Origin of the sequence: Collinsella sp. MSK.8.10 (assembly GCF_019041915.1) — a bacterium.
GTDB lineage: Bacteria > Actinomycetota > Coriobacteriia > Coriobacteriales > Coriobacteriaceae > Collinsella.
The window spans coordinates 101,656-124,786 of sequence record NZ_JAHPYF010000003.1 but is presented as its reverse complement, the minus strand read 5'-3'; the positions used below and the strand labels follow the sequence as shown (position 1 = coordinate 124,786).

Genomic DNA, 23,131 nt, shown 5'->3' with positions numbered 1-23,131 from the left:
CCTAATAACACAAGTACCGCGGCATCGCCGCTACAGCCCGCGTTTATACGGCTGTCATACTTCTTTAAAAGGATACCTGCTGCGCTGGAGGCAATCGTAAAGGGAACGTAAAGAGATTGGAGGTTCTAGTTTACAAAGTCGAAATAAAAAGGGCGCGTCCATACGGACACGCCCCTGTGCACAACAATGCAAAGAACGACTTAGAAGCTACCGCGCTTCAGGAAGTCGGGAAGCTCGAACTGATCGTTGCCGAAGTTAGGAAGCTCGGTGCCACCGACGTTGCGGGTCGGAGCGGCCTGAGCCGGGCTGGTGGCCGGAGCGGTGCGCTGCGGCTCAGCGGAAGCAGCGGCCTTGCTCTGAGACTGCTGAGCGGCAAAGAGCTCATCCTGACGGTTGACGTTGGAGTCGGAGAAGCCCGTAGCGATGACGGTGATACGCACCTGATCGCCCAGGGACTCGTCGACAACGGTACCGAAGATGATGTTGGCCTCGGGGTCGACGGCGTTGGCGACAACGTCGGCGGCGTCGCTGATCTCCTGGATGCCCAGGTCCTTGGAACCGGCGATGGAGAGAAGCACGCGCGTGGCACCATCGATGGAGCTCTCGAGCAGCGGGCTGGAGATGGCCTGCTGGGCAGCATCGACGGCACGGGTATCCCCAGAAGAGGTACCGATACCCATCATGGCGGTACCGGCCTGCTTCATGATGGTCTTAACATCGGCGAAGTCCAGGTTGATGATACCGGGGACGGTGATGAGGTCGGTGATGCCCTGGGTGCCCTGGGAAAGGACGCCATCGGCAATCGCGAAGGCCTCGAGCATGGTGGTCTTCTTCTCGGCGATGTCGAGCAGCTTATCGTTAGGGATGACGATCATGGTGTCAACGCAATCGGAGAGGGTCTTAATGCCCTCCTCGGCGCTCTTCTTACGCTTGCGGCCCTCGAAGGTGAAGGGCTTGGTCACGACGGCGACGGTCAGCGCACCGACCTCGTTCATCGCGATATCGGCAACGATGGGAGCAGCGCCGGTACCGGTGCCACCGCCCTCGCCGCAGGTGATGAAGACCATGTCGGCGCCAGCGAGCGCCTCGGCAATGTCATCGCGGGACTCATCGGCAGCCTTGCGGCCAACCTCGGGGTTGGCGCCGGCGCCCAGGCCGCGGGTAAGGTCAGTGCCGATGTGCACCTTGATATCGGCATCAGAGATCGCGAGTGCCTGAGCATCGGTGTTGATGGCAACAAACTCGACGCCGCGGATGCCCTCTTCGATCATTCGATTGACCGCGTTGGTACCGCCGCCGCCGACGCCGACCACCTTAATGACGGCAAGGTAGTTGTTGATCTCTGTCTCGTGCATGTCGGTCCTCCGAACAAAGGTTATAGCCATAGCATGGGTCGACCCCTGCGCACATTAACCTTCAGGTTGAAAGTAAATGCAAAGGTAAACCGTATTATGTTTGCACATTATGAACGTATCAGTCAAATAATTGACCGTGAAAACCAAACAAACCAGATAAACGGCGTGGTATGGCCCCTCAACAAAGCATCAACCAGCGCTACGAGGTCGGAGCATTCCTAAATGTGTAGTTGCCCGGAGAGCGCACATTGATATACGTTACGCCCTCTACCTGCGAAAGCAACTTGGTGACTACGCGTTCCTTCTTGGCGATATCGTCCGAATCGCCCAGCGACACCTCAATGCCGTTATTGAGGTTTGCCGAGATGGCTTCGACCGAAGGCGTGGAAATGTCCTTGACTTGTCCCAAGAACTCGCTCGAAAAACCACGCACATAATCCAGGCCGGCCTTAACGGCTTTGGAGTTCACCGCCTGACCGGAAACCGGAGCGACATCCGCCGAGACATCAGTCAACAACACCGCGCCATAATGCTTAGCGAGCGCCAGCGCGGCATCGATTCCGGTCAGGGTATTTGAGCCCTGCCCTGTCGTGATGACGTTGCCCTGGTCGTCCACTTCGACCGACGTCGACAGCGGGGCGATCCAGGTGTCATCATCCCCGATGGCCCAGGCAAGGTCATCGGAGCTGATATAGGCAATTGCGATGACCTTGCGCTCCATCGGCGTAATGATGAGCGTATGCGGGAACTGACGCTGGACATCCACGCCCGAGACCCACGGGTTCTGCTTGAGGTCCTCGGTAATCTGGTCGGGATCGACGTTAAAAAGCGACGTTCCCTCGGGCAAATCGATCAGCTGGATGGCATCGTGCTTCGTCACATGCTCGCTGCCTTGAATCTGAATATCAGTGGCGGTAAACAATCCAGAGTTGATCACCACGACGGCAACGACGACGAGCACGGCCAAGACGGCCAGAACGCCGCCCACGATTTTGCCTTTGCCTGTAACGACAGAAGCGGCGTCTGATGTTTTACTTGCCATCGCCCTAAGTGAAGACAACGGGTTGACGCCTTTTTTACCCGAAGGCTTCTTGGCGGTAGCCGGCACCGATGTCAGCGAGCGCGGTTTCGATGCGCCCAGCGTGCGACCCGGACGCGCCGCATTAGTTCCCGTCAAGGGCTTAGGAGTTGCCATGGGACGGGCAGGCTTGGCGCCCATAACAGGCTTTGACGTCGCCGAGGGACGCAAGGACTTTTTTGCGGCCGGACGATTACCGAGCTGAGAGCCGACGACCGGACGACCGGCCTGTCGAGCATGCCCGACAGACTTAGAGTGCGCGACGGTATTGCGTTGAGGTTTGGCAGGCGCGCCGGAACGCCCTCCGGCGCGGCGGAAGGTGGGTTTCGATGCTCTAGAAGCCGAGGAATTTAACTTCCGGTCTGAGCTCGATGCCATACGCCTCCCTCACCTTTCCGTGCACATGTCTGATAACCGCGGCAACGTCATCGGCCGAGGCAGTTCCGTTATTAACGATAAAATTAGCGTGAACGGGCGAAACTTCCGCGCCGCCAATCGAAAAACCCTTTAATCCACAATCCTCGATAAGCTTGCCCACACTCGCATCGGGCGGGTTGCGAAAGACCGACCCACAGGATGCGCGACCCATGGGCTGCGTACGCTTGCGCCTCGTCAGGTACCGTTCCATGCGCTCGCGAATGTCGGCCTTGGGCGCCGGTTTAAGCTTGAGCACGCACTCGAGGATGATCTCATTGCGGGGAAGGCTACATTCGCGGTAGCCCCAAGTGATCTCGGACCCCACATAATGCTTGATACCGGATGCCGGGTCAAACGTTACGACATCCTCAACCAGCGAGCCAATCCACTCGGTCCGTGTGCCGGCATTCATAGATATCGCACCGCCGACCGAACCGGGGATGCCAACGGCAAACTCAAGGCCCGAGAGGCTACGCGACAGGGCATCGTTGACCAGGCGCGCAAACATCACGCCCGCACCGACCGTCAGCGTACAACCGTCATCGGCAACAACCGTGCGCTGAAACTCACGTCCGAGCGAAATGACGGCACCGCGATAACCGCCATCGGCAACCAGCAGATTGGAGCCCTTGCCGATGATGACCCACGGCACCTGCTCGCGATCGAGCACCGCCACGGCGCGGCGGAGGGCATGATAGCTATGGCACGTCACAAAGAGGTCGGCCTTGCCGCCGATACGATAGCTCGTATGACGCGCAAGGCGCTCGTCCTCGATCACATCCGTGTCGATCATGCCCGAGAGCGCCATGACGGCGTTAAACAGACCCATTAGACTTAAGCGTCTTTCTTGGCAGTCAAATACTCAATGAACTCGGGACCGACGGTCGTAACGTCACCGGCACCCATAGTGAGCAGCAGATCGCCCTCGCCCACCATCTGCTCGAGCTCCTGATTGAGCTCAAGACGGCTGGAGCAGTACACGACCTCCTTGCCAGGATGCTTGGCGCGCACGGTATCGGCGAGCATCTTAGAGGTAACACCCGGAATGGGCATCTCGCCAGCCGAGAACACATCAATCAGCAGCAGTTTATCGGCATTGGCAAATGCATCGGCAAAGTCGTCGCACAGGGCCTGCAGGCGCGAATAACGGTGCGGCTGGAACACGACGTCGACATGCTTGTAGCCCAGCGACGAAGCGGCAGCAAGCGTCGCCTTGATCTCGGTGGGGTGATGGCCGTAATCATCGATCACGGTGATGCCATCGATATCGCCCACGTGGGTAAAGCGACGGCGGACGCCCTCAAAGCTCGAGAGCGCCTTGGCGGCGGCGTCGATGTCAAGGCCCAGGACATGGGCGACGGTGAGCACCGCCGTGGCGTTGAGCATGTTGTGGCGACCGGGATTGCTCTTGATCTCCACAGCATGCTCAGTGCCGTCCTCAAAGCGAACGATAAAGTCACTCTGGATGCCCTTGACATCCGGGTGCATGCAGACGATGTCGTTGCTCTCGGCAAAGCCGTAGGAAAGCACGTGACGGCCCGTCGACTTGGCGAGCTCGACCAGATGCGGGTCCTCACCGCAGACGATGACGGTGCCGTCCTCGCCCACCAGGCTCATGAATTTGGCGAAAGTCGCTTCGATCTCCTCGATACCCGAGTAGTGATCGAGGTGGTCGGCCTCGACGTTGGTCACAATGACCACGTTGGGGTTCAGGAACAGGAAGGAGCTGTCGGACTCGTCGGCCTCGGCGACAAAGTAGTCGCCCGAGCCGTTCTTGCCGTTCGTGTCATAGCCCTCAACGATGCCACCGATCAGGAAGCTCGGATCCAGACCCATGCGGTCGAGCATGGTGGCGCACATCGAAGACGTGGTGGTCTTGCCGTGCGTGCCGGCAACAGCGACGGTAGTGTAGCCGTGGCCCAAGGCAGAGAGCATCTTGGCACGGGGCCACACGGGAATACCAAGCTCGCGAGCGCGCACGAGTTCAGGGTTGGACTCCGGAATAGCGGTGGAGACAACAACCACGTCGGGCTTGACCTCGTCGATCGTGGCGGCCTCATGGCCCACATGTACCTTCACACCAGCGCGGGTAAGCTGGCGGATATAACGTGACGTCTTAAGGTCGGAGCCGGTAACGGCATAACCGCGCTCGTGCAGAACGAGGGCGATGCCGCTCATGCCGGCGCCGCCGATACCGATAAAGTGGGCGCTCTTAAACTCGGGCGCGGAGGTTGCAGTCTGGGAATCAGCCATGTGCTCGTGTACTCCTTGCGTAAACACTGCCTGTAACCTGTTAACTGTACCGCACCTACCGCATCAGCGCGAGGGCGACCGACGATATCCCGTCTAACTAACGCAAACCCTCTACCGCATCCGCCAGAAGAGCGGCGGCCCTATCCTGAGCCAGACCACGCGCCGCCTGACGCATGGCGTCGCGCGCCGCCGCGTCATCGACCAGGTGCAGCAGTTCATCGGCAAAGGCAGAACCGTCGATATCGGCATCGGCGCAGAGCACGCCGGCCCCGGCGTCGACCAGATACCGGGCATTGGTGGTTTGGTGGTCGGCCGTCGCATGCGGATACGGCACGAGCACCGAGGGCACGGCGAGCGCAGCGATCTCGGCCACGCTCGATGCGCCCGAACGCGAGAGCACCAAATCGGCAGCAGCCAACATATCGCCCATGTTGTCGATGTAAGGCTGGACGCGGTAACGCTTCGCCTCCTCGGGCGTCAGCGCCAAAGCGCGCTCGGTCTCCTCAAAGCCGTCGGCACCCGTCGAATGCAACACATAGAGGTTCTTGCGCGAAAGCAGCTCGTTTTTGAGCGAAACCACGCGCTCGTTGAGGTGCTGGGCGCCAAGTGAACCGCCAAAGACGAGCAGCAGCGTAGCGTCCTCGGGAACACCAAGTGCCTTGCGGCCGCGAGCGCGATTGCCCTCGATCACCGAGCGACGTACGGGGTTGCCGGTCATGAGCACGTGGTCAGGGTCACCTTCGCGCTCAAAGACCGAGCGCGCTGCCGGCACCGAGATGCACACACGGGCGGCGTGGGAGTTCATCATCTTATTGGCCAGGCCCGGAACAGAGTTCTGCTCATGTAGCAGATACGGAACGCCTGCGCCCTTGCACCACCCCAGCAGCGGAACCTCGACATAGGCACCAAAACCGATGGCAGCGTCGGGCTTGCCGACCTTTGAGAAATGACTGGCGAGCGCACGCTTGGCCTTGTTGACACGCCACAGCGAGGTCAGCGCCGTCCAAGGACGGGAGCGGTCGAAGCCCGTGACCGTAATGGGCACAAAATCAAACCCAGCCTCGGGGACCAGACGACCCTCGAGCTTGCGCGACTGGCCCACGAACACAACGTGGTGGCCACGATCACGCAGCTCTTCGGCCAAGGCGAGCGCGGGGTTGATGTGTCCTGCCGTGCCGCCGGCTGCAATAGCAACGGTCATCTTATCGGTCATGGTAGTCCCTTCGTACACGCGGTCCCTGGTCGTCGGTGCGCAGACGCGCCGACGGGTCCGAGTTCAAATCGATTCGATTATATCCGCCGCCCGCGGTGCGAGGGCTGGGGCGCTGAGGACGACCTTGCGGTGCCGTTCGCTGACGCGGGCGGGCTGCCGGCTCGGTCGCAGAGCCATCCAGGACGGTAAAACCGTTACGCGAAGATCGCTCGCCGCGCACGTGGGGCACGCCGGCGGTACTCTCATCCATAACGGCAAAGCTCTCGCGGCGACGGTCGTACTCATCGCGACGGGCGCTCTCGTACGAAACGCGCAGGATCAACCCGGCAAGCATAAGCGACACAATAATCGACGAACCGCCGTAGCTAATAAACGGCAACGGTTTGCCCGTCATGGGAAACACGTTGAGGATGCCCAACGCGTTAATCAAAAACTGCACCGCGAGAATGACCGCGGAGCCAGACGCCATAAGCGCGCCCCGACGATCGGTCGCCTGCTCGGCAATGCGAAACGCCGAGTAGATCAGCATCGCAAACACCAAGAAGAACAGCACGGTTCCGACAAAACCGACTTCCTCGCCAATGATGGCCAGAATGTAGTCATTGTGCGCCTCGGGCAGATACGAGTACTTCATGGTTGAGTTGCCGATGCCACGACCGAACAGACCGCCCGAGGCAAAGGCCATGATGGCAAGCGTGGCCTGATAGCCGTCACCATACTCGTCGGCCCAAGGGTTCAAGGCAACCTGAATACGCACCATACGGTACGGCTCTGCGACAAGTGCAATCACGATCACGAGAATGCCGAAGATTAGCACGCCGATGATAAATCTGGGGTCGAGACCCGCAAATAACGCCATGCACATGAGGGTCAACAGGATGATCAGGACAGTACCGAAATCGGGCTGGATAAAGATCAGAAAGAGCGAAATGCCCAGGTAGATGCCCATCTTGCGAAGGAATTCGTTGATGTTGCCACCGGGCGAAAAGAAGCGGTCGAGCATGATGGCCGAATACGCAATGGCAAATGGCTTTAAAAACTCGGAAGGCTGGAACTGAATACCGGCGATGTTGAGCCAGCGCGTGGCGCCACGGCTGCCGCTGCCCACCAAGAACACCAGAAGCAGTAGCCCTATCATGCCAATAAGGAAGATCCTGAGCACATCTTCCCCAAACCAACTGTCCGGCAAGATGCGCACGATGGCAACCATAGCCAGCACGCCAACTCCGGCAAACGCGGCTTGTCGAAACAGAAAAAACGTCGCCGAGCCATTCTCGTGCAGCGCCTCGACCGAAGACGCCGAGTACACCATCAGCAGGCCAAAGCACACCAAGGTAAACAGGCAGGCCATGAATATCAAACGGGGGCGCATGATACGGGCGGGAACGCCGGCAATATAGCGTTCGCTAAACGTCTGCCCGCCGCGACCGGAACGCGGTGTGCTGCGCCGCGAGGAAGCACGGTCCGAGTCGGGCCTCCTCATACCTTGTCGGGGGCTCTCCTCTCTCACCGCAACCCCTATTCCATTTGTGATTTCGCTGCAGCGGCAAGCTGGGCCACATAGTCCTTAAACACGCGGCCGCGCTCCTCATAGCCCGAGAACTCATCGAACGAAGAGCAGGCAGGAGAAAGTAGGATCACGTCGCCACGGCTCGACAGCGAACGGGCGACGTCCACGGCATCGCGCAGGTCATCCGCCTGGGCGATATCCACATCGCCATCGACATCGGCCTCGTCCATAGCGGCGGTGAAGCGCTCGCGCGCATCGCCAAAGCAGACGACCGAGCGTACGTTATCCATAACAACGCGCGCGAAGTCCGTGAGCGGCGTGCCCTTATCGTGGCCGCCGAGCAGCAAGATCACGTCGTCATCGGGAAATGCCGTCAGTGCCTTCTCGACCGCATCGGTGTTGGTCGCCTTGGAATCGTTGACGTAGCGCACGCCGTCAATCTCGCCACACGGCTCCACACGGTGCTCGAGCGGCTGGAACGAGGCCAGACCGCGGCAGACACCATCGACATCGGCACCGACTGCCAGGGCAGCTGTGGCAGCGCACAGGGCATTGATAACATTGTGATGGCCCGAAATCTTGAGCTCGGATGTAGCGATGAGCGGGGTCTCGACGCCCTTCAGGCGCACGATCATCTTGCCATCGCGCACAAAGGCGGCATCCTCGCCCTCGGGCTCGTCAAAAGCGACCTTGCAGATGCGACGACCCGGCGTGTAGATGTGCTCATCGAACTCGTGAATGCCGGCGTCTTCGACGTCGACAACCGCCAGATCGTCATCGACCATATTGTCAAACAGTTTGATCTTGGCAAGCGCATAGTTCTTATGGCTCTTATGCCAGCCCAAGTGGTCGGGAGTGATGTTGAGCAGCACCGCCACGCGAGGATGAAGCTCGGCGGTCGTAGCAATCTGGTAGCTCGAGAGCTCGGCCACAAACCACTCGTTATGAGCTCGGCCGTCAATCTCGTTGACCGGCGGCTCGCCGATGTTGCCGACAGCTACGCTGGCCTCACCGGCAGCCTTGAGCAGATAATCAGTCAGCGACGTGGTAGTTGTCTTGCCGTTGGTACCCGTAATGGCAATCCAGTTATCGGGCGACAGGCGATAGGCAAACTCGGGCTCACCCATAATCTGGGCGGCATGCTCGCGCCCGGCCTTAAAGAAGCCCGAGAACTCCGAGATGCCCGGGCACGTCACGCATACGTCATAGGCGCCCTCGACCTGTTCGGTCCCATAGACAAACGACGCACCAGCAGCCTCGAGCGCACGCGTGGCGTCATTGGGCTCAGAGGTGCCGCCGCCATACACGGTAACGGCGCTTACGCGCTCGGGATGTGCCAGCGCCCAGCGGGCGACATCGAGACCGGATTTGCCCTGACCCAAAACGAGCAGGCTAAAGACATCAGCAAGAGGCATGAAAGACCACTATCCCAACTGGAAGAACAAAGCAAGGCCAACGGCACCAAAGGCCGCAGCGATAATCCAAAAACGGATGACGACCTTGGTCTCGGCCCAGCCCTTCTTTTCGAAATGATGATGGATGGGCGCCATAAGGAAGACGCGCTTGTGCGTAAAGTGGAAGTAGACAACCTGAATCATGACCGACAGGGTCTCAACGATAAACAGGCCGCCGATGATGAGGGAGACGACCTCGGTGTTGGTCATGATGGACGTGCAGGCAAACGCGGCGCCCAGGGCAAGCGAGCCGGTATCGCCCATAAAGATGCTCGCCGGATAGCAGTTGAACCACAGAAAGCCCAAGCAGGCACCGGCACACGCGGTGCAGAAGATGGACAGGTTCACGTCTCCGTGCAAAAACGCCATGGCGGCCATGGCGAGCATGGCAATCATGGAGGTGCCGCCAGCAAGACCGTCAAGGCCATCGGTCAGGTTCACGGCATTAGAAAGACCGGCGATCATCAGCCAGCAAAAGACAATGTAGAGCCACGGGAACGAAAGGCCGCAGATGGTGGTCGAAAGAACACCGAGGTCAATCGTCAGGCCGCCGGGAAAACGAATCTCGGGGGCGACGCCGCACCAGTTGACGGCAAGTACCGTAAAGGTGACGCAGATAATGGTTAGGCCGATCATCTTGGCATGAGGCGTCAGACCGAGCGAGCGCCCATGCGTAACGGAGGTCAGGTCGTCGATCAGGCCCAGCACGCCGGTCGCCAGCGTGGCGAGGAGCACGAGCACGAGCTCGGTGGTGAGCTTGCCCATCAGCAGGCAGGTCAGCGAGATCGCGACGAGGATGACAACACCACCCATGGTGGGCGTTCCCTGCTTAACCAAATGACGCTTGGGGCCATCGGCACGAACCTGCTGGCCGATACCCTCGACCTTGAGCAGCTTGATCCACCACGGCATGAGCAGCAGCGCAATGGCGGCGGCGATGCCAAGCCCCAAAAAAGCCTGATACGTTGGATACGAGGGATTGCCGAACATGGGCTAGCACACACCTTCCACAAAGCGGTCGAGCTCAACAAAGCGGGAACCCTTGACCAGTACAACATCATGTTTTTCAAGCGCGCCGCCCATGCGGTCGAGCACCTGCTGATAATCGGAGAACACCTGGATGCGGTCCTCGTCCATGCCCATCATGCGCGCGGCATCGGCCATAAGCTGGGCCAGCTCACCACCCACGCACGCCAGCATGTCGAGCTTCTTGGCGGCGGCATAGGCGCCCACGAGCTCATGCATGCGAGGAGCCTCATCGCCCATCTCGCCCATCTCGCCCAGGATCGCCATGCGAGACCCCGTGCACGAAAGCGAGCACAGCAGATCGAGGCCAGCAGCCATGGATTCGGCACTGGCGTTATAGGAATCGTCGATGACGCGGGCACCGCTCTTGGCGCGCTTGATCTCCTGGCGGTGACCGGTGATCGTGAGGCCCCTAAAGGCAGCATCGATCTGCTCGGGCGTCACGCCCAGGCGATAGGCAACCGCGGCGGCCTTAACGGCATTAGGAACGGACTGCACGCCGGGGATGGCAAGCATGGTATCGATTGTCTCGCCCTGACCAAAATCGAGCGTAAAGACCGGACGGCCCTCGTCATCAACACGAATGTCGCGGGCACGGACCTCATCATCGTCCGAGACGCCGGCCAGCATCACGTCGATACCAGCAGGCTGGGCGAACGTATCGCGAATGAACGGCGTAAAGTCGTCCTCGCCGCCCAAAACCAGCAGCGGCAAGAAGTCGCCAGCGGCGCACATACCCTGGACAATCTCGGCCTTAGCGCGGGCGATGTTCTCGCGGCTACCCAAAATGCCGATATGAGAGGTACCAATCTTGCTCACGATGGCAAGGTTGGGATTGGCGGACTGGGACAGGCGCTCGATCTCGTGGAAATGGTTCATGCCCATCTCGAGCACCAGGACCTCGGTATCGGCCGGAGCGGAAAGCACCGTGAGCGGCATGCCGATCAGGTTATTGAAATTGCCCTTGGTGGCCCAGACACGATAGCGCTTGGCGAGCACGGCGGCGAGCACGTCCTTGGTCGTCGTCTTGCCGATGGAACCGGTAATACCAACGACCAGGCAGCCAAGCTCCAGACGGTACGTGTGCGCCAAACGCAGCAGAAACTCCTCGGGATCATCGGTCAGCAAGATGGCACAGCCCTTGTCCTGCGCCAGCGAGACCAACTCGGCCTCGGGCTCACGCGTCATCACGACGGCGCCGGCACCCGACTGGACGGCACGGGAAGCAAAATCATTGCCGTCGACGTTTTCACCGGGAAAGGCAACGAAAATCGTCCCTTCCTCGACCTGGCGCGAGTCGATAACACACCCGCGGCATACCCGATCGGCTTCTCCCGTCACGGTTCGGGCCCCTGTTGCGGCCGCGAGGTTGTTGACGGCGATCTCTATCATTGCAGCTCCCCTGTAAACCTAATAATGCTATCGGCGTATTGTATCCCAGCGCCGCGCATGCGTGGTGCAGGGCATGTGAACACCCCTCATATGGGACAACAAACCACGCCCCAAAGATTGTAACCCCCTACTTCGTGTGCGGGATACCCAGCACGTCGAGCGCGTTGGCCATAATGGACTGGAACGGCACCGCAGCGGCATCTGAGCCGCTCGGCGTTCCGTCGAGCGTGATATAGCACAGCACCTTGGGCGATTGTGCCGGTGCAAAGCCCATAAAGGACGACATGTAGTTCTCCTTGAGGTAGCCGCCGTTCTCGTCGGCTCGTTCGGCCGTACCGGTCTTACCCGCCACGTCATAGCCGTCAACCGCGCCGCCAACGCCCGTTCCCTCGGACACGACCGTCTGCATGCACGATGTCACCTGGGATGCGGCGTCCTCCGAAATCGCGCGCTCGCCTTCGCCCCAGTCCTTCTCGTCGCCTTTGCTGGACTTATAGAAGTGCGGGGTCATCATCACGCCGCCGTTGGCGATGCCGCCCACGGCACGTGCGACCTCAATCGGCGAGACAGACAGCGCCTGTCCAAAGCTCATCGATCCCAGCGTGGCGCCGTCATACTGGTCACGCTCCTTGACGATGCCCAGGCTCTCACCCGGAAAATCGACACCGGAGCTGTGACCAATGCCCCACTTGTCCACATAGGCGGCAAAGTCATCCGCACCGATCTTGCGCCCCACCAGGACAAAGCCCACGTTGGAGGAACGGCGCATCATCTCGCGCACATCCATGGTCATGGCATAGTCGCGCTTGTCGGCATCGGTGACGGTATCGTCACCCACCTTGATGCTCGCCGGCACCTCAAACGACGTACTCGATCGCACGACGCCCAAGTCGAAGCCGGCGCCCGCCACGAGCGTCTTAAAGACCGAGCCGGGCTCGTAGGCGTCGGTGACCAGGCGCAAGTTCATATCCTCGGTCTTGGCGTTTTCCAGATCGGTCTGGTCGTAAGTCGGATACGAGCAGGCTGCCAAGATCTCGCCTGTCGTAGGATCGGTGACCAGCGCCGAGCCGTTCTTGGCCTTAGTCTTCTCAACTGCCTCTGCCAGGGCATCCTCGGCCGCACGCTGGATATTGACGTCGAGCGTCGTCACGATATCAACGCCGTCGACCGCAGCCACCTTTTTATAGGCACCGCCCGCGATATAGCTGCCGTCCCTCGCGCGCTCTCGTACGAGAGAACCGTTCGTGCCGGTCAGAAGCTTGTTGTATTGCTTTTCGAGACCCGTCAAGCCGTCGTTGTCCACATTCACTACACCCAGCACCTGCGATGCCAGATTGCCGTATGGATATACGCGCTTCATGGCCTGCTCAAAAAGCACGCCGGGCAGGTTCTTCTTCTCCAGCGCCGCAGCATCGTCTTCGTCCACCTGGCGCTTGATATACACCCAGGTTCCATCGGACTCAACGAGCTTACGGCAGGTCTTTTTATCGATTCCAGTTGCCTTGACCAGCGCCGACACCGTCTTGTCAACATCCTCGACAAGCTGCGGGTTCACGGCGATGTTGCGACATTCGACCGACGACGCCAGCACGTTACCGTTGCGGTCGTAGATGGTGCCACGTTTGGCATAGAGGGTCTGCGCAAGCAGGCGGCGCGCATCGGCACGCTCGCGCAGTTTATCGGCTTCGACAATTTGATAGTCGGCAAGGCGAAAGACGCCCAAGCCCAAGCCAAGCCCAATGAAGCCCATGACGGCTTTGCGGCGAGGCAGAGGCGTGCCTGTGAGCCATTCGGTCGACGAACTCTTGCGCGACCTGGTGTTATGCACTTGAGGGCCGCCCGAGCCGCGAAGTCGCGACGCCGGGTCGTTGCCACGGGACTGCCCGGCGTTGTAAGATTGCCGACCCGTTCCTTGATAACCAGAACGTCCCCGCGACGAGGGACGTCCAGAACCGCGGCCCCCATCGGAACCGCGGCGATAGTCATTTGTCATATTCAGCTACCGTCTTGCTACTGAGCGGTCGCGGTCGCGTTGGCGCCCGCGGCTGCATCCTGCGAAAAGTCAAGTGTAACGCTCTCGCTGGGCTCCACCATGCCATAAGCGCCCGCAAGATCGCGAATGCGCGTGTCGGCGCCATAGACCGAATGCATGACCTCCAGGTCGGAGCTCTCATCGGTCGCCTTTTCGAGCGTGTTGGTAAGCTCGGCGTTGCTGTTGAGCACCTGGGCCGTAACGCCGGCGAGCGCCACGCGGGCGACGCCGATCGTCATGAAGATAGCCGCAATGATGCAAAACGTTTTAAGAACGCCCATGAAAACCGGGCTTACCGCCTGGTTTGCCTGACGGCCCGCGCCCGTGTAGACATCAAAGCGCGGCGTGCGCTGCTCACGGGGAGCAACGGGGGCCTGCGGCGTCTCACGATAGGCGGGCATGGCGTTCATATCATAGGCGAGTGCTGCGCTTGAAGTGTTGTAGCCCATGATATGCCGCCTCCCATCCCGAGTACGTTGGTAGTGTGTTTAAGCTTCGTTTATGGTGCGAGCGGGAGGTCCAATATCGCGCGCGTAACGCTACAAGCGCTCCGCCACGCGGATTTTGGCTGATCTCGCCCGAGGGTTGCGCTCAACCTCATCAGGCTGGGCAACCAAGGGTTTGCGGGTGATGACCTTGAGTATCGGCACGTTGCCGCACACGCACACCGGAATCTCCGGCGGGCACGTGCACCCCTGGCTCATCTCCTTAAAGTGGTTCTTTACGATACGGTCCTCGAGCGAGTGATACGAGATGACGCAGATACGTCCGCCCGGGTTGAGCCACCTGGTGGCGGCATCAAGCCCTCGTTCGAGCACATCGAGCTCGTGATTGACCTCGATGCGAATGGCCTGGAAACTTTTCTTGGCCGGGTGTCCGCCATGCCGACGAGCGGCAGCCGGGATACCCGCCTTGATGATCTCGACAAATTGGCCGGTGGTTTCGATCGGTTCTTGCTCGCGGCGGCGCACGATCTCGCGCGCAATCTGCGAGGCGAACTTCTCTTCTCCGTAGACGCGTAGAATCCGGGCGAGGTCGTGTTCGTTATAGGTGTTGATGACCTCAGCTGCGTTTAAGGTGTTATTACCCGGATCCATCCGCATGTCCAATGGGGCGTCCTCGTTATACGAAAAGCCCCTACCAGGGATATCGAGTTGCGGTGACGAAACGCCCAAATCGAACAGGAAGCCATCGACCCCGGGCACCTCGGCCGAGCAAAGCAGCTCGTCCAAGTCGCCGAAGTTGCCCTTCAGCAGCTGGTGCGGAACGCCGGGAACCTCGCGGTCCAGACGGGCGCCAGCGGCCTCGAGGGCCATGTCGTCCTGATCGACGCCGAGCAAAAGGCCCGTCTCCCCCACCTGCGCGGCCATCTTTACCGAATGGCCGGCACCGCCAAGGGTGCAATCGCAGACAACGGAGCCGCTCTTTAGCCGCAGCGACTCAAGCACTTCGCCGAGCATGACAGGTTCATGCCGATATTCTTGTGTCAAGATCCCACGCTCCATCCGTTACCCGTGCCTTGCCCTTACGAGAAGAAGAGGTCCAGCAGGGCCTCATCGTCATCGTCCTCATCGGCCGCGGCGCGATCCCAAACCTCAAGGTGGTCGTAGTTGCCCACAACCGTGACCTCGCGGTCGAGGTTCGCCTGCTTGCGGAGAGACTCGGAAAGACCGATACGACCGGCACTGTCCACATCCATCGACGTGGTGCGCTTGTTGATCGCCCTCATGAGCTTCTGGTCATTAATGTCACGCGGGTTAAAACCCTCGTGGCCCTCACGACCCGCGAAGAGTCCTTCGACCCACTTATCGAAGGCCTCGGCAGAGAACACGTACAGAGCATCGACATCCAGGGCTTTGAACACGCGAACGTGCTCTCCAAGCTCCTCGCGAAGAGGTGCAGGCAGGGACAGACGACCTTTTGCATCGAGATTGCGCTCGTATGCACCAGTCATTCCCATGTGCGCCCTCCCCTCGGTTACTCAGATGGCACGTACGCGGGGAACCACCCCGCCTGTCGACGTCATTAATAATATGGGGAACCGCCCCATTTTTCAACACCTTTCCCCACCCCTTCCCCCACCCCGCCCCACTACTCCACCCACCATATATTGCAAAACACCCCCAAGCATATGTTCGAAAACACAATATGTTGTGTTTACAGCAACAGCGGGATGCCACCTGTAGAACCACGCCCGCGAACCTCAACCTTCAAGTTGACCTTGAGGCGATTTTTACGTCCCTTTACACGCCGTTCACATCGCCCCCAAACTCCCCCGCCCACGGTACACACGGCCCACCACCGCGTCGGTGTCTGGCGAAAAATGGGACGGGCCCCAGATTGCCCATGCGCGCAAAAGTGCGTCTCGGCAATCTGGGGCCCGTCCCATTTAATATTTATAAATATGCAGGTCAGCGAGGTGCTAGCGATGTGCTAGCGGATGCGCCGCCAGATAGACCTCGGTCAGTTGCGTTCGGTCGACATGCGTGTAGACCTGCGTGGTCGATATATCGGCATGTCCCAAGATCTCCTGTAGCACACGGAGGTCTGCGCCGCCCGCAAGCATATGGGTGGCAAAGGAGTGACGCAGCGTGTGGGGATGGAGTCCCACCAGCCCCACCTGACGCCCATACCGCTCGCATATCGCATGCACGGCCTGGCGCGACAGGCGACGTCCGTTCTTATTTAAAAAGACCGCCGAGGTCTCGGTTCCGCGGGCATGGGCCGCCAAGCGAGAACGCCCCTCAGTTACATAGAGCGTCAGAGCTCGCGCCGCGCTTCCCACCAGCGGGGACAGGCGTTCCTTTGAGCCCTTACCGCGAACGAGTACAAAGCCATCGTCGATATGGATATCGCCCATATCGAGCCCAACCAGCTCACTCACACGCAAACCGCATCCGTAGAGCACTTCCAAGATGGCATGGTCGCGCAGTCCCATCTCGCCCTCGGGGAAGTCTTGATCGAGCAGCGCCGAGACATCCTCCACCGATAGATACTCCGGCAAACGCTCAGCCTTTTTAGGCAGGCGCAACGCCGCCGTCGGGTTTTGGGCCACGGCCCCATCGCGCACCAAAAAGGCATGCAGGCCCTTCACGGCAGCAAGCGCGCGCTCCACCGAGGCGTCGGAATAGCCTCCGTCGCGGCGATCGGCGACAAAGCCCTCCACGACCTGACGGGTCACCTCTTCAAAAGACACAATACCCGCCCGCTCCAGATAGGCGCAGTACGTCGTCAGGTCACGACGATAGGCCACAATCGTGTTGCGCGCCAAGCCCCGCTCGACCGCGAGATAATCGAGATACTCCCCCGCCGCCACGGCGAGCGACGAGGGAGTAGCTTCGGTATGTTCCTTATTCGCCGGCACCCTTAGTCCGTAGCGAGGTTCATGGGCGTCACCTGCAGACGGTCGACGCCCTCGTGCTGGCCGATCGAGGCGCGCACGAACTCGCGGAACAGCGGCTGCGGGTTGGTCGGGCGGCTCTTGAACTCGGGATGAGCCTGGGTTGCCACATACCACGGATGCACGTCGCGCGGCAGCTCGACCATCTCGACCAAGCGCTCGTCAGGCGACAGACCCGAGATAACCAAACCGGCGTCCTCGAGCTGGTCACGGAAGGCGTTGTTGAACTCAAAGCGGTGACGGTGACGCTCGTAGACGAGTTCCTCGCCATATGCCTCGCGAGCAAGAGTATCGGCGGCGAGCTTGCACGGATAGGCGCCCAGGCGCATGGTGCCGCCCTTCTCGGTCACGTCCTCCTGCGAGCTCATCAGATCGATGACACTATACGGGCCATCCGGATCGAACTCAGAGGAGCTGGCGCCGGCAAGGCCAACGACATTGCGGGCGAACTCGCACACGGCGACCTGCATACCCAGGCAAATGCCCAGATACGGAATCTTGTGCTCACGGGCAAACTCGGCCGCGAGGATCTTACCCTCCAGGGCGCGCTTGCCAAAGCCGCCGGGGACCAGGATGCCCGAGGCGTCGCCCAGAACCTCGGAGACATTCTGCTCGTCAAGACTCTCGCCGTCGACCAGCTGGACGTCCACATGGCGATCGTAGAAGACGCCCGCATGGTGCAGGGCCTCGATAACCGACAGGTACGCATCGGGCAGCTGCGTATACTTACCCACGACGGCGATCTTCACCTTGTCGGCGTGATGGTTGGCGTGATTCTGTTTGCGCAGGAACTCGTTCCACTCGCTCATGTCGCGCTCACGCGGATCCAGACCCAGGCGCTCGCAAATGCGCAGGTCAAAGTCCTGCTCGGCAAGCAGCTGCGGAACATCGTAAATGCTCGCGCAGTCCTCGTTGGTAAAGACGCAATCGGTGTCGACGTCGCAGAAGCTTGCGATCTTTCCGCGGATAGCGTCATCGATATGGTGGTCGGAGCGCAGCACGATGATATCGGGCTGGATGCCAAAGCTGCGGAGCTCCTTGACGGAATGCTGCGTGGGCTTGGTCTTAACCTCGTGGGCGGCGGCGATATAGGGAACGAGCGACACGTGGATGTAGCAGACGTTCTCGGGGCCGGCCTCCTTACGGTACTGGCGGATGGCCTCGACAAACGGCTGCGACTCGATGTCGCCGATCGTGCCGCCCAGCTCGGTGATGACTACATCGGAGCCGGTCTGCTCCTCGATGCGGCGGAACTTGTCCTTAATGGCATTGGTGACGTGAGGAATCACCTGCACGGTACCGCCCAAAAAGTCGCCGCGACGCTCGCGGGCGATTAGGCTTTTGTAGATGGCACCGGTCGTAAAGTTGGAATCGCGGGTCAGGTTCTCATCAATAAAGCGCTCGTAATGACCCAGGTCCAGGTCGGACTCGTAACCGTCCTCGGTAACGAAGACCTCACCATGCTGGAAGGGGCTCATGGTACCGGGGTCGACGTTCAGATACGGGTCGGCCTTCTGCATCGTTACTTTGTAGCCACGCGACTTGAGCAGACGGCCCAGCGAGGCCGCGGTGATACCCTTGCCCAGGGACGAAACCACGCCACCGGTTACGAACACATGCTTGGTCATATTGAGTTACCTGCGCTTCCCGTAGAAGTTGTTTATCCACATCTTACGGGTCTTCATTGTAATACTCGCACCGCGAACCGTTCGCAATTTTTCTCGCGTGCGATTGCATTTCTCAATCTTGAAACAAAACGCCGCCCGGTTTCCCAGGCGGCGTCGCTATGGCAAGGATTACATGATGCTATCGATCAGCAACCTCGTCTTCGAGCATTTCTTGAACGAGCATGCCGGTACGGACGCCCTCAAGATACCACTTGCCACGTTCGGTGAGGCAAATGCCATTTGCAAGCTGACCGCCGTCGTCGCTATAACGCGAGACGACATCAATCATGCCTTCGGAATCCAAGCGATCGATTGCGGCGCGGGCACGATACGGCGAAACCCCCACGCGCTCGGCAAGCGTTTTGCGCGAGAAACCATACGGCCCGCCATTGTCTTCGGTTTGCTGGTCGATCTCCATCAACACCAGCACCTCGACACGCTTCATATCGTTGACACTCGCACGGCCCTTGCCCGCCATAGCAGCCTCCTCAAACCGAGCACGAGCATCTAACGCGCCGTGCGCGACCGACACACCTCACGATGGCAGGTAATATCCATCATGCGGCATCCCGCTAAGGATGAAACAGTTACGGTTATTGTATACCGCTCAAATTGTTTCTAGGCAGGTAAACGGCTATTTTTCGCCGAAATAGGCGCTTTATTGATCAAAAAGCCGTACCGGGCGCTAACCCGATACGGCCAAAATGCAATGCAATTACCGCGGTGCTTCAAACTTAGCGATGGAAGAAACCGCGGCGCTCGAACTTGGGCTCGCAGCACACGTTGATACCCAGTTTGCGCAGTACCGTCTCGTCCGTCGGCGAGATGATCACGCTAAAGAAGGCATCGCAACCGCGCAGCTGCTCCAGGCCCGAAAGGACGCGAGCGGCCGTCTCACTCGTGGCCGAGGTGATCGACAACGCCATAAGCGTCTCGTCGGTGTGGAGGCGCGGGTTTTTGCTGCCCAGGAAATGCGTCTTGAGCTTGCTGATGGGCTCGATCGCCTCATCGCTAATGACCTCGAGCTCAAGGTCGACGCCCGAGACATGCTTGAGGGCGTTCATAATGAGCGAACTTGCGGCGCCCAGGCGCGTAGAGGTCTTACCGGTCACCACGGAACCATCGGGCATGACCATGGCACCCACGGGACCGCCCGTGAGCTGCTCCCTGGTGAGGGCCGCCGAGCGCGCCGGCGAGTAGTTCTTATCGATGCCGGCTTTCTTCATAATAATCTTGAGACGGTCGACTTGCTCATCGCCCACGCCGGTACGGCGCACATTTTCGACCGCGGTAAAGTAGCGGCGGACGATCTCCATCTTGGAAGCGTCGCGGCAGGCATCGTCATCGGTGATGGCAAAGCCGACCATATTGACGCCCATGTCCGTAGGGCTCTGGTAGGGGCTCTTGCCCAGGATCTTTTCCATCAGGGCACGGACTACCGGGAAGGCCTCGACGTCGCGGTTGTAGTTGACCGTGGTCTTGTTGTAGGCCTCAAGGTGGAACGAGTCGATGATGTTGGCATCGTCGAGGTCTGCCGTGGCGGCCTCGTAGGCAATGTTGACCGGATGCGTAAGGGGCAGATTCCAAACCGGGAAGGTCTCAAACTTGGCATAGCCGGCGGCGGTACCGTGCTTATGCTCGTGATACAGCTGCGAGAGGCAAGTGGCGAGCTTGCCCGAACCGGGGCCGGGTGCCGTCACGACGACGAGCGGACGGGTGGTCTCGACAAACTCGTTCTTGCCATAGCCGTCGTCGGACACGATCAGATCGACATCGTGCGGATACCCCTCGATGGGATAGTGCAGCTTGGCGGGAATACCGAGCGCGTTCAGGCGGTTGCGGAACACATCGGCAGCGGGCTGGCCGGCGTACTGGGTGATGACCACGGCCGCGACGGCAAAGCCGTTGCCGCGGAACAGGTCAACCAGGCGCAGCACATCCTCGTCATAGGTAATGCCAAGGTCACCGCGAGCCTTGTTTTTCTCGATGTGGTTCGCGTTGATCGCGATGATAACCTCGACATCGTCGGCGATGCTCTTGAGCATGCGGAACTTGCTGTCCGGTTCAAAACCCGGCAGCACGCGGCTCGCATGATAGTCATCAAACAGCTTGCCGCCAAACTCCAAATAGAGCTTGCCACCAAACTGCGAGATGCGCTCCTTAATATGAGCAGCCTGCAGCTCGATATACTTCGCGTTGTCGAAACCCTGGCGCATATATGGCTCCCGTCCCGTTTCCAATTAATGTTCTAGGCGATTATAACGGAGCAGACCCTCCCCAACGCCCAAGCAATCAACTGGCACCAACCAAACACGCCATCGATAAGTTGCGGTGAAATAGTTCCCGTTTAACCCCTCAAGACGGCCAAACGGGAACTATTCCACCGCAACTTCCCCTTCTTGGTTCAAACAAACCTGGCCTTTGTATCAATAATGGAAACGTCGCAGGTGGAGCATAAGCCAGCGAAAGCCCGCCAGAGCGAGCAAGGTGACGTGAAAGAGGAGGGCATAGGCCTTTTGGCCATGCCCGACGATTGAACGTCAGATTGCCGCTCTGGCGGGCTTGCAGCGTCAAGTGGTTCCGGCGTTTGGTAAAACGCCGGAACACAAGAGCGCCCCCTCCCGCGCACGGAACGGAAGGGGGCTAAAGGTAGGAGTCTACCGGTGGGTTCACCCCACCGGACAGACGATGACCAGGTGATCCTCTACAGGATCGTCAAGGTTTCCGTGGGGTACCCGTTGGGTACTTAGAGCAGCACGCAGGCGACGGTCAGGATGACGGCGCAGACGACGGAGAGAGCGACGATGAGCTTAAGGGCAAACTTGAGCCAGGTCGTCCACTCGATCTTGGCCAGGGCGAGACCGCCCATGATGGCGCCGGAGGTCGGGGTGAACAGGTTCACGACACCGATGGCGGCGGAGAAGATCATGACCATGACCTCGGGCGAGAAGCCGAGCTTAACAGCCAGCGGTCCCATGATGGGCATGGAAACGGTAGCCATACCGGAGGTCGAGGGGATCAGGAAGGACAGGCCGAAGTAGACCAGGAAGCTCATGGGAGCGAAGATCACGCCGGACAGGCCAGCCAGAGCATTGGCAGCAGCGTCGAGGACGTAGACGTCGAGGCCGGTGTTAGCCATGAGGACGGAGATACCACGAGCAAGGGCGATGACGAGAACAACGGACATCATGTCGGCAGCGCCGGTGATGAAGGTGTTGACGATCTGCTTCTCGGACAGGCCACCGATGATACCGATCAGGACGGCCATGAGGAAGAACCAGGTGGAAGCCTCGTCGAAGTACCACTGGCCAATGGGCAGGCCGGTGATCAGGGCAGACCAGCCCTGAACGACGGCGTTACCGTCGGCATCGTAGACAGCGCCAGCGTCAAAGAAGTTGGCGACGCCCTCGTTGAGGTCGGCCAGCGGGATGAAGCCGACGATCATGACGACGAAGGTGAAGGCGAAGGCGATCAGAACACCCTTCTGACGACCGGTGAGCTTGACCTCCTTGTGGACCTCGGAAGCAGCCTTGCCGTGAGCCTCTTCGGCGTCCTTGAGCTCCTGCATCGAGAGGATGGTGGAACCCTTGTCAGCCTTGACCTTCTTGGCATAGTTCATCACGAAGACGATGGACATGACGGTGGTAACAAGCCACAGGACGGCACCGAGGCCGATGATGATGGACTGGTTCACGGCAATGTCAACGCCGGTCAGGGCGTCGACGGCAGCGCCGACGGCGAACGGGTTAACCGTGGAGCCCAGGCAGCCGCAGCCAGCGCCGAGCAGGACGGTAGCGGCGCCGACCATCGGGTCGAAGCCGGCAGCCATCATGGTAGCGGCGAGCAGGGCGTAGAAGGGAACGGTCTCCTCGCACATACCATAGGTGGTACCACCGAGGGAGAAGATGAGCATCAGCACGGGAATGAGCATGATCTCGTTGCCCTTAAGCTTCTGCACCAGGACGGCGATGCCGTTGTCCAGAGCGCCGGTCTCGGTCATCATACCGAGGAAGCCGCCCAGGATCATAACGAAGAGGCAGACGGGCAGAGCGTCAGCGAAGCCCTTAATCGGGGCGGTGCAGAAATCGCTCAGACGGGCGGCAGTAACCGCGCCGCCGGACGTGCCGGAGACGATAACGGTAACAACTGCAACAATTGCCAGCAGAGCAAGAAGAATGGTGAACGATGAAGGCATACCGCGCTTTTTCTTAGCGGTCTCAGTCATAGTTCTCATCCCCCCTTCATAAATCATTTACTGATCTCGCCCGAAGCGGCTCTTCCGTGCCGTGCCTGCCGCTCGATGCGAGATTTTTACCAGATAAAGCCGCTCGGGG

General features: G+C 59.8%; 18 protein-coding genes. All 18 read right to left on the bottom strand.

Annotation, left to right across the window (positions count from 1 at the left end; translation table 11 throughout):
- Positions 1-200 precede the first annotated feature (200 nt).
- The 18 genes from ftsZ to KTF55_RS04820 all read right to left on the bottom strand — a co-directional run bounded on the left by ftsZ (position 201) and on the right by KTF55_RS04820 (position 23,031).
- A complete protein-coding gene (gene ftsZ, locus KTF55_RS04905) occupies positions 201-1,355 on the bottom strand; it encodes a cell division protein FtsZ (protein WP_022094491.1) in 1,155 nt (384 codons plus the stop codon).
- A gap of 199 nt (positions 1,356-1,554) precedes the next feature.
- Positions 1,555-2,343, bottom strand: coding sequence for an FtsQ-type POTRA domain-containing protein (locus KTF55_RS04900; RefSeq protein ID WP_226790563.1), 789 nt, complete (start codon positions 2,341-2,343; stop codon positions 1,555-1,557).
- Positions 2,344-2,767: 424 nt separating this feature from the next.
- Positions 2,768-3,679, bottom strand: a complete 912-nt coding sequence (gene murB, locus KTF55_RS04895; protein WP_217107764.1) for a UDP-N-acetylmuramate dehydrogenase — start codon at positions 3,677-3,679, stop codon at positions 2,768-2,770.
- A 5-nt stretch (positions 3,680-3,684) separates the two neighbouring features.
- Entirely contained in the window at positions 3,685-5,103 is a 1,419-nt protein-coding gene (gene murC / locus KTF55_RS04890; RefSeq protein ID WP_215694146.1) for a UDP-N-acetylmuramate--L-alanine ligase, read from the bottom strand.
- A 97-nt stretch (positions 5,104-5,200) separates the two neighbouring features.
- Complete coding sequence (gene murG / locus KTF55_RS04885) at positions 5,201-6,316, bottom strand: undecaprenyldiphospho-muramoylpentapeptide beta-N-acetylglucosaminyltransferase (protein ID WP_217107763.1); 1,116 nt, start codon at positions 6,314-6,316, stop codon at positions 5,201-5,203.
- Positions 6,306-7,799: a putative lipid II flippase FtsW gene (gene ftsW / locus KTF55_RS04880; RefSeq protein ID WP_217107762.1), complete on the bottom strand. Its 1,494-nt coding sequence runs from the start codon at positions 7,797-7,799 to the stop codon at positions 6,306-6,308. Before ftsW ends, murG begins: the two co-directional genes overlap by 11 nt.
- Positions 7,800-7,834: 35 nt before the next feature.
- Positions 7,835-9,241 carry a UDP-N-acetylmuramoyl-L-alanine--D-glutamate ligase gene (murD, locus tag KTF55_RS04875; protein ID WP_217107761.1) on the bottom strand — a complete coding sequence of 469 codons (1,407 nt, stop codon included), beginning with the start codon at positions 9,239-9,241 and terminating at the stop codon, positions 7,835-7,837.
- A gap of 9 nt (positions 9,242-9,250) precedes the next feature.
- The gene (gene mraY / locus KTF55_RS04870) at positions 9,251-10,270 is read right to left on the bottom strand and encodes a phospho-N-acetylmuramoyl-pentapeptide-transferase (protein ID WP_006234262.1); all 1,020 of its coding nucleotides are present in this window, start codon (positions 10,268-10,270) and stop codon (positions 9,251-9,253) included.
- Positions 10,271-10,273: 3 nt separating this feature from the next.
- Complete coding sequence (murF, locus tag KTF55_RS04865; RefSeq protein WP_117786676.1) at positions 10,274-11,698, bottom strand: UDP-N-acetylmuramoyl-tripeptide--D-alanyl-D-alanine ligase; 1,425 nt, start codon at positions 11,696-11,698, stop codon at positions 10,274-10,276.
- Positions 11,699-11,825: 127 nt separating this feature from the next.
- Positions 11,826-13,526, bottom strand: coding sequence for a peptidoglycan D,D-transpeptidase FtsI family protein (locus KTF55_RS04860; protein WP_367303216.1), 1,701 nt, complete (start codon positions 13,524-13,526; stop codon positions 11,826-11,828).
- Between the two features lie 182 nt (positions 13,527-13,708).
- Positions 13,709-14,179, bottom strand: coding sequence for a hypothetical protein (locus KTF55_RS04855; RefSeq protein ID WP_217107760.1), 471 nt, complete (start codon positions 14,177-14,179; stop codon positions 13,709-13,711).
- A gap of 90 nt (positions 14,180-14,269) precedes the next feature.
- A complete protein-coding gene (gene rsmH, locus KTF55_RS04850; protein ID WP_217107759.1) occupies positions 14,270-15,235 on the bottom strand; it encodes a 16S rRNA (cytosine(1402)-N(4))-methyltransferase RsmH in 966 nt (321 codons plus the stop codon).
- A gap of 20 nt (positions 15,236-15,255) precedes the next feature.
- Positions 15,256-15,690 carry a division/cell wall cluster transcriptional repressor MraZ gene (locus tag KTF55_RS04845; RefSeq protein WP_006234269.1) on the bottom strand — a complete coding sequence of 145 codons (435 nt, stop codon included), beginning with the start codon at positions 15,688-15,690 and terminating at the stop codon, positions 15,256-15,258.
- Between the two features lie 462 nt (positions 15,691-16,152).
- Positions 16,153-17,094, bottom strand: a complete 942-nt coding sequence (xerD, locus tag KTF55_RS04840; RefSeq protein WP_217107758.1) for a site-specific tyrosine recombinase XerD — start codon at positions 17,092-17,094, stop codon at positions 16,153-16,155.
- Positions 17,095-17,096: 2 nt separating this feature from the next.
- Positions 17,097-18,758 (bottom strand): CTP synthase, encoded by a 1,662-nt coding sequence (locus tag KTF55_RS04835; protein ID WP_006234274.1) that lies wholly within the window; start codon positions 18,756-18,758, stop codon positions 17,097-17,099.
- A 178-nt stretch (positions 18,759-18,936) separates the two neighbouring features.
- The gene (locus KTF55_RS04830) at positions 18,937-19,275 is read right to left on the bottom strand and encodes a hypothetical protein (protein ID WP_217107757.1); all 339 of its coding nucleotides are present in this window, start codon (positions 19,273-19,275) and stop codon (positions 18,937-18,939) included.
- 256 nt (positions 19,276-19,531) lie between these two features.
- Positions 19,532-21,013, bottom strand: a complete 1,482-nt coding sequence (locus tag KTF55_RS04825) for a DUF1846 domain-containing protein (RefSeq protein WP_006234276.1) — start codon at positions 21,011-21,013, stop codon at positions 19,532-19,534.
- A gap of 530 nt (positions 21,014-21,543) precedes the next feature.
- Complete coding sequence (locus KTF55_RS04820; RefSeq protein ID WP_371734663.1) at positions 21,544-23,031, bottom strand: YfcC family protein; 1,488 nt, start codon at positions 23,029-23,031, stop codon at positions 21,544-21,546.
- Positions 23,032-23,131: the final 100 nt, after the last annotated feature.

Bases quoted from the DNA above. Each gene is read 5' to 3' on its own strand.
- ftsZ (WP_022094491.1), bottom strand. From the start codon at position 1,355: ATGCACGAGACAGAGATCAACAACTACCTTGCCGTCATTAAGGTGGTC.
- murB (WP_217107764.1), bottom strand. From the start codon at position 3,679: ATGGGTCTGTTTAACGCCGTCATGGCGCTCTCGGGCATGATCGACACG.
- murC (WP_215694146.1), bottom strand. From the start codon at position 5,103: ATGGCTGATTCCCAGACTGCAACCTCCGCGCCCGAGTTTAAGAGCGCC.
- murG (WP_217107763.1), bottom strand. From the start codon at position 6,316: ATGACCGATAAGATGACCGTTGCTATTGCAGCCGGCGGCACGGCAGGA.
- ftsW (WP_217107762.1), bottom strand. From the start codon at position 7,799: ATGAGGAGGCCCGACTCGGACCGTGCTTCCTCGCGGCGCAGCACACCG.
- murD (WP_217107761.1), bottom strand. From the start codon at position 9,241: ATGCCTCTTGCTGATGTCTTTAGCCTGCTCGTTTTGGGTCAGGGCAAA.
- mraY (WP_006234262.1), bottom strand. From the start codon at position 10,270: ATGTTCGGCAATCCCTCGTATCCAACGTATCAGGCTTTTTTGGGGCTT.
- murF (WP_117786676.1), bottom strand. From the start codon at position 11,698: ATGATAGAGATCGCCGTCAACAACCTCGCGGCCGCAACAGGGGCCCGA.
- KTF55_RS04855 (WP_217107760.1), bottom strand. From the start codon at position 14,179: ATGGGCTACAACACTTCAAGCGCAGCACTCGCCTATGATATGAACGCC.
- rsmH (WP_217107759.1), bottom strand. From the start codon at position 15,235: ATGGAGCGTGGGATCTTGACACAAGAATATCGGCATGAACCTGTCATG.
- KTF55_RS04845 (WP_006234269.1), bottom strand. From the start codon at position 15,690: ATGGGAATGACTGGTGCATACGAGCGCAATCTCGATGCAAAAGGTCGT.
- KTF55_RS04835 (WP_006234274.1), bottom strand. From the start codon at position 18,758: ATGACCAAGCATGTGTTCGTAACCGGTGGCGTGGTTTCGTCCCTGGGC.
- KTF55_RS04830 (WP_217107757.1), bottom strand. From the start codon at position 19,275: ATGGCGGGCAAGGGCCGTGCGAGTGTCAACGATATGAAGCGTGTCGAG.
- KTF55_RS04825 (WP_006234276.1), bottom strand. From the start codon at position 21,013: ATGCGCCAGGGTTTCGACAACGCGAAGTATATCGAGCTGCAGGCTGCT.
- KTF55_RS04820 (WP_371734663.1), bottom strand. From the start codon at position 23,031: ATGAGAACTATGACTGAGACCGCTAAGAAAAAGCGCGGTATGCCTTCA.